Origin of the sequence: Enterobacter sp. CM29 (assembly GCF_013179605.1) — a bacterium.
GTDB classification, from domain to species: Bacteria; Pseudomonadota; Gammaproteobacteria; order Enterobacterales; family Enterobacteriaceae; genus Enterobacter; species Enterobacter intestinihominis.
Genome location: NZ_JABMCU010000225.1, coordinates 1 through 6,627, shown reverse-complemented (window position 1 = coordinate 6,627; position 6,627 = coordinate 1). Strand labels below are relative to the sequence as shown.

At 55.3% G+C, this 6,627-nt stretch carries 4 protein-coding genes; 3 read left to right on the top strand and 1 reads right to left on the bottom strand.

The window, feature by feature from the left end:
* On the bottom strand, nucleotides 1–1,483 hold a 1,483-nt coding region (gene pepA, locus HP459_RS20230), incomplete at its 3' end, for a leucyl aminopeptidase (protein WP_171936720.1).
* A 265-nt stretch (nucleotides 1,484–1,748) separates the two neighbouring features.
* Between pepA and lptF the strand changes: the two genes are divergently transcribed.
* From lptF to arcB, 3 genes are all read left to right on the top strand, one after another.
* Complete coding sequence (lptF, locus tag HP459_RS20225) at nucleotides 1,749–2,849, top strand: LPS export ABC transporter permease LptF (protein WP_000584142.1); 1,101 nt, start codon at nucleotides 1,749–1,751, stop codon at nucleotides 2,847–2,849.
* On the top strand, nucleotides 2,849–3,931 hold the full coding sequence (lptG, locus tag HP459_RS20220) for an LPS export ABC transporter permease LptG (protein WP_022649534.1): 1,083 nt from the start codon (nucleotides 2,849–2,851) through the stop codon (nucleotides 3,929–3,931). The genes lptF and lptG overlap by 1 nt, the downstream gene beginning before the upstream one ends.
* Before the next feature lie 137 nt (nucleotides 3,932–4,068).
* The gene (arcB, locus tag HP459_RS20215; RefSeq protein WP_063137991.1) at nucleotides 4,069–6,402 is read left to right on the top strand and encodes an aerobic respiration two-component sensor histidine kinase ArcB; all 2,334 of its coding nucleotides are present in this window, start codon (nucleotides 4,069–4,071) and stop codon (nucleotides 6,400–6,402) included.
* Nucleotides 6,403–6,627 lie beyond the last annotated feature (225 nt).

The following is a 6,627-nucleotide window of genomic DNA, read 5'->3' as shown; positions in this document are numbered from 1 at the left end:
TGAGCAGGAACTGCGACAGCAGCGCCACCGGACGTCCGGTCGCGCCTTTGGCTTTACCGGAGCGCCATGCGGTCCCCGCAATGTCCAGGTGCGCCCAGTTGTACTTGCGGGTGAAGCGCGCCAGGAAGCAGCCTGCGGTAATTGCGCCGCCAGGACGACCACCAATGTTCGCCATGTCCGCGAAGTTAGACTCCAGCTGTTCCTGGAACTCGTCCCCCAGCGGCAGACGCCACGCGCGGTCGCCAGCCTGTTCGGACGCGCCGATCAGCTCATGCGCCAGCGGATTGTGGTTCGACATCAGGCCGGTGATGTGATGCCCCAGCGCAATCACGCAGGCGCCGGTCAGGGTAGCTACGTCGATAACCGCTTCAGGTTCGAAACGCTCAACGTAGGTCAGCACGTCGCACAGCACCAGACGGCCTTCGGCGTCGGTGTTCAGCACTTCAACGGTCTGGCCGGACATGGTAGTCAGCACATCACCCGGGCGATAAGCGCGGCCGCCAGGCATGTTTTCGCAGCCCGCCAGCACGCCGATCACGTTGATGGGCAACTGAAGTTCCGCGACCATGCGCATGACGCCGTAAACCGCCGCCGCGCCACACATGTCGTACTTCATCTCATCCATGCCTTCTGAAGGCTTGATGGAGATACCGCCGGAGTCGAAGGTCAGCCCTTTGCCAACGAGCACGATCGGACGCGCGTCTTCAGACGGATTGCCTTTGTATTCGATGACCGACATCAGGGATTCGTTCTGGGAGCCGTTACCGACCGCCAGATAAGAGTGCATCCCCAGCTCTTTCATCTGCTGTTCGCCGATAACGCGGGTGATGACGTTCTTGCTGTAGGCGTCAGCCAGCTGGCGCGCCTGTGACGCCAGGTACGCGGCGTTACAGATGTTTGGCGGCATATTGCCAAGATCTTTTGCCGCTTTAATACCGGCAGCAATCGCCAGACCGTGCTGAATGGCGCGCTCGCCGCTGGTCAGCTCGCGACGGGTTGGCACGTTAAAGACCATTTTACGCAGCGGGCGACGCGGCTCGCTTTTGGTGGTCTTCAACTGGTCAAAGCTGTAGAGGCTCTCTTTTGCGGTTTCGACGGCCTGGCGTACTTTCCAGTACGTGTTGCGGCCCTTAACGTGCAGCTCCGTGAGGAAGCAGACGGCTTCCATCGAACCAGTATCATTCAGTGTATTAATGGTTTTCTGAATAACCTGCTTGTACTGGCGCTCATCAAGCTCACGTTCTTTACCGCAGCCAATCAGCAGAATACGCTCGGACAGGACGTTTGGAACGTGGTGCAGCAACAGGGTCTGCCCTGGTTTGCCTTCCAGTTCGCCACGGCGCAGCAGGGCGCTGATATAGCCGTCGCTGATTTTATCGAGTTGCTCGGCGATCGGGGAGAGTCGGCGTGGTTCAAAGACGCCCACAACGATGCAGGCACTCCGCTGTTTCTCCGGGCTACCGCTTTTTACACTGAACTCCATGCACTACGCTCCTGAATCTTAAAGACAACGGCGGCGGCTACGGATAGAATTGAAACCTTTCGTAACTCATGTCCGCCGTTGTGGTGACTTCGTGTTAATCTTACGTTACTACGGTTTCGACACGTCAATAAATGTCATGAAGCGCGAATCCGCCGGGTTTTTTAATCTTAGCGATGATTTCGACGACTCAAGAGAATAAATGACGTTTAAGCCATGAAACAAGCTAAATTCCTGCATAAGACGAGTTTTAACGGGCGTATTTAAAGTGATAATCATAAGATATCTGGTTCGGGAGACGCTGAAGAGCCAACTGGCGATCCTCTTTATCCTTCTTCTGATCTTTTTCTGTCAGAAGCTGGTCAGGATCCTCGGCGCGGCAGTTGATGGCGAAATCCCAACGAATCTGGTGCTTTCCCTGCTCGGGCTTGGCGTGCCGGAAATGGCGCAGCTTATCCTGCCGTTAAGCCTGTTCCTTGGTCTGCTGATGACCCTGGGTAAGCTCTATACCGAAAGTGAAATCACCGTGATGCATGCCTGCGGCCTCAGTAAGGCCGTACTGGTAAAGGCAGCCATGGTGCTGGCGCTGTTTACGGGCATTGTTGCCGCGGTTAACGTCATGTGGGCGGGGCCGACCTCGTCCCGTCATCAGGATGAGGTGCTGGCGGAAGCAAAAGCTAACCCGGGGCTGGCGGCGCTGGCGCAGGGGCAGTTCCAGCAGGCGACCGACGGTAACTCCGTGCTGTTTATCGAAAGCGTCGATGGCAACCGCTTCAATGACGTGTTTCTTGCTCAACTGCGCCCGAAAGGTAACGCTCGCCCTTCTGTGGTAGTGGCGGATTCCGGTCAGCTGGCGCAGCGTAAAGACGGCTCTCAGGTTGTCACGCTGAACAAAGGAACGCGTTTCGAAGGCACGGCTATGCTGCGTGACTTCCGTATCACCGATTTCCAGAACTACCAGGCCATCATTGGTCATCAGGCCGTCGCGCTCGATCCAACGGATACTGAGCAGATGGATATGCGCACCTTAATGAATACTGATACCGATCGTGCGCGTGCTGAACTGCACTGGCGTATCACGCTGGTATTCACCGTATTTATGATGGCGCTGATGGTAGTGCCGCTGAGCGTGGTAAACCCGCGCCAGGGCCGCGTGCTGTCGATGCTGCCAGCGATGCTGCTGTATCTGGTGTTCTTCCTGCTGCAAACCTCAATCAAGTCTAACGGCGGGAAAGGAAAAATTGACCCGATGATCTGGACCTGGGTCGTGAATGGTTTGTATCTGCTGCTGGCAGTCGGACTCAACTTGTGGGACACGGTGCCTGTGCGTCGTCTTCGTGCCCGGTTTACGCGTAAAGGAGCCATCTAATGCAGGCGTTTGGCGTACTTGACCGCTATATCGGTAAAACAATTTTTACCACCATCATGATGACCCTGTTCATGCTGGTGTCGCTCTCGGGCATTATCAAATTTGTCGACCAGCTGAAAAAAGCCGGGCAGGGGAGTTACGACGCGTTGGGCGCCGGGATGTACACCCTGCTCAGCGTACCAAAAGATGTGCAGATCTTCTTCCCGATGGCGGCCCTGCTGGGTGCGCTGCTGGGCCTGGGGATGCTGGCTCAGCGTAGCGAACTGGTGGTGATGCAGGCATCGGGCTTTACCCGTATGCAGGTTGCGCTGTCGGTGATGAAAACCGCGATCCCGCTGGTGCTGCTGACCATGGCGATCGGCGAATGGGTCGCGCCGCAGGGCGAACAGATGGCGCGTAACTACCGTGCTCAGGCGATGTACGGCGGTTCTCTGCTCTCCACGCAGCAGGGATTATGGGCGAAAGATGGCCAGAACTTCGTCTATATCGAACGCGTGAAAGGGGATGACGAGCTGGGTGGCGTGAGTATCTATGCTTTCAATAACGATCGTCGTTTGCAGTCAGTGCGTTATGCCGCCTCTGCTAAATTTGATGCAAACAACAAGCTGTGGCGGTTATCCCAGGTTGATGAATCTGACCTGACTAACCCGAAACAGATCACCGGTTCGCAGACCGTTAGCGGTACCTGGAAAACCGACCTGACGCCGGACAAGCTTGGCGTCGTGGCGCTTGATCCCGATGCGCTCTCCATCAGCGGTCTGCATAACTACGTGAAGTATCTGAAATCGAGCGGGCAGGATGCGGGGCGTTACCAGCTCAACATGTGGAGCAAAATCTTCCAGCCGCTGTCCGTGGCGGTGATGATGCTGATGGCGCTGTCGTTCATCTTTGGACCGCTACGTAGCGTGCCGATGGGGGTTCGCGTGGTAACCGGTATCAGCTTTGGCTTCGTGTTCTACGTCCTCGATCAGATTTTTGGTCCGCTGACGCTGGTGTATGGCATTCCGCCAATTATCGGCGCGCTGTTGCCGAGCGCCAGTTTCTTCCTGATCAGCCTCTGGATGCTGCTAAAACGCTCCTGATAAACCTTCTTCCTCGCTCCCGCTTGCCCGGGGGCGAGGCTAATCTCCTGTTTCACCCCGCACTTTTTCTCACAACCTTCAACGCCTCGCCGTGAATTTGAGTATTATTGAGCGATAAAGTCGTGAAGGGATCCTCTATGAAGCAAATTCGAATGCTGGCCCAGTACTACGTCGACCTGATGATGAAGCTCGGGCTGGTGCGTTTTTCCATGCTGCTGGCGCTGGCGCTGGTCGTTCTGGCCATCGTCGTGCAAATGGCCGTGACCATGGTTCTGCATGGTCAGGTCGAGAGCATCGACGTGATCCGCTCTATTTTCTTTGGCCTGCTGATCACCCCATGGGCGGTCTATTTCCTCTCCGTGGTGGTTGAGCAGCTGGAAGAGTCCCGACAGCGTTTATCGAAACTGGTGGATAAGCTGGAAGAGATGCGCGAGCGCGATCTTAAACTCAACGTTCAGCTCAAGGACAACATTGCCCAGCTGAATCAGGAAATTTCAGACCGTGAGAAGGCGGAAGCCGAGCGTCAGACCACGCTGGAGCAGCTGAAAATTGAGATGAAAGAGCGTGAGGTCACGCAGATCCAGCTTGAACAGCAATCCTCTTTCCTGCGCTCGTTCCTCGATGCGTCGCCGGATCTGGTGTTCTACCGTAATGAAGATAAAGAGTTCTCCGGCTGTAACCGGGCCATGGAACTGTTGACCGGGAAAAGCGAAAAGCAGCTGATACACCTGAAACCTCAGGATGTCTATTCCGAAGAGGCGGCGGCAAAAGTGATGGAGACGGATGAAAAGGTCTTCCGCCATAACGTCTCGTTGACCTATGAGCAGTGGCTGGATTATCCCGACGGGCGCAAAGCCTGCTTTGAAATCCGCAAAGTGCCTTATTACGACCGGGTGGGTAAACGTCATGGTCTGATGGGCTTTGGCCGTGATATCACCGAGCGTAAGCGATATCAGGATGCGCTGGAGCGCGCCAGTCGTGACAAGACCACCTTCATCTCCACCATCAGCCATGAGCTTCGTACGCCGCTAAACGGTATCGTGGGGCTGAGCCGTATTCTGCTGGATACCGACCTGACCAGCGAGCAGGAAAAATACCTCAAAACGATCCACGTCTCGGCGGTCACGCTGGGCAATATCTTCAATGATATTATCGACATGGATAAGATGGAGCGCCGTAAGGTTCAGCTCGACAACCAGCCGGTTGATTTTACCGGCTTCCTCGCGGACCTGGAGAACCTGTCAGGTTTGCAGGCCCAGCAGAAAGGGTTGAGCTTCGTGATGGAACCGACGCTGCCGCTGCCGCATAAAGTGGTGACGGACGGCACGCGTCTGCGTCAGATCCTGTGGAATCTCATCAGCAACGCCGTGAAGTTTACCCAGAAGGGACGGGTTGCGGTGCGCATTCGCTATGATGAGGGGGACATGCTGCACTTTGAAGTTGAGGACTCGGGTATCGGCATTCCTCAGGATGAGCAGGATAAGATCTTCGCCATGTATTATCAGGTTAAAGACAGCCACGGCGGTAAACCGGCGACCGGCACGGGCATTGGCCTGGCGGTGTCGAAACGTCTGGCGAAAAGTATGGGTGGGGATATCACCGTTGCCAGCCAGCCGGGTAAAGGCTCCACCTTTACGCTTACCGTCCACGCCCCTGCTGTTGCTGAAGAAGTGGAAGATACGTTTGAGAACGATGATATGCCGCTTCCAGCCCTGCACGTCCTGCTGGTTGAAGATATTGAGCTGAACGTCATTGTCGCCCGGTCGGTACTGGAAAAACTCGGTAACAGCGTGGATGTCGCGATGACCGGCAAAGCCGCGCTGGAGATGTTCACGCCGGGCGAGTACGACCTGGTGCTGCTCGATATTCAGCTACCGGACATGACCGGGCTGGATATCTCCCGCGAGCTGACGCGCAAATATGCTCCTGACGAGCTGCCGCCGCTGGTTGCGTTGACCGCAAACGTGCTGAAAGATAAAAAAGAGTACCTCGAGGCCGGTATGGACGATGTGCTCAGCAAGCCGCTGGCAGTACCTGCCCTGACGGCGATGATCAAGAAGTTCTGGGATACCTGTGATGAAGAGGAGAGCACCATGACGTCTGTTGATAGCGCCAAAACCCAAACGATACTGGATACCGCCATGCTGGAGCAGTATATCGATCTGGTGGGACCCAAACTGATCACCGATGGCCTGGCCGTGTTCGAAAAAATGATGCCGGGCTATCTGAACGTGCTCGAATCCAACCTGACGGCGCGTGACCAGAAGGGCATCGTCGAAGAGGGACATAAAATCAAAGGCGCAGCTGGTTCAGTCGGGTTACGCCATCTCCAGCAGCTGGGCCAACAGATTCAGTCGCCTGATTTACCTGCCTGGGAAGATAACGTAGGTGATTGGGTTGAAGAGATGAAACAAGAGTGGCAAAACGATGTGGCAGTGCTGAAAGCCTGGGTAGAATCCCGAAAAAAATGACCCCGGCTATACCGGGGTGCGCGAATACTGCGCCAACACCAGGGAAATCGTGGCTGCGCCTGATTTTTATGGGTTGTTTTCGCATGGACGCCGCCTGAAAATTAAGGCCGCACGCAGATAAGATAGCAAATCTTAAACAGTTTGTTACATGAATCAGTGAAATGTGTGAAGCATAGCGTTTTAATCAGAATTTTTAATGTGCTTCAGCGAGTTGCATAGAAGGAT

What these genes read in the sequence shown, in the direction of transcription:
- lptG (WP_022649534.1), top strand. Translation starts at nt 2,849, where the DNA reads ATGCAGGCGTTTGGCGTACTTGACCGCTATATCGGTAAAACAATTTTT.
- arcB (WP_063137991.1), top strand. Translation starts at nt 4,069, where the DNA reads ATGAAGCAAATTCGAATGCTGGCCCAGTACTACGTCGACCTGATGATG.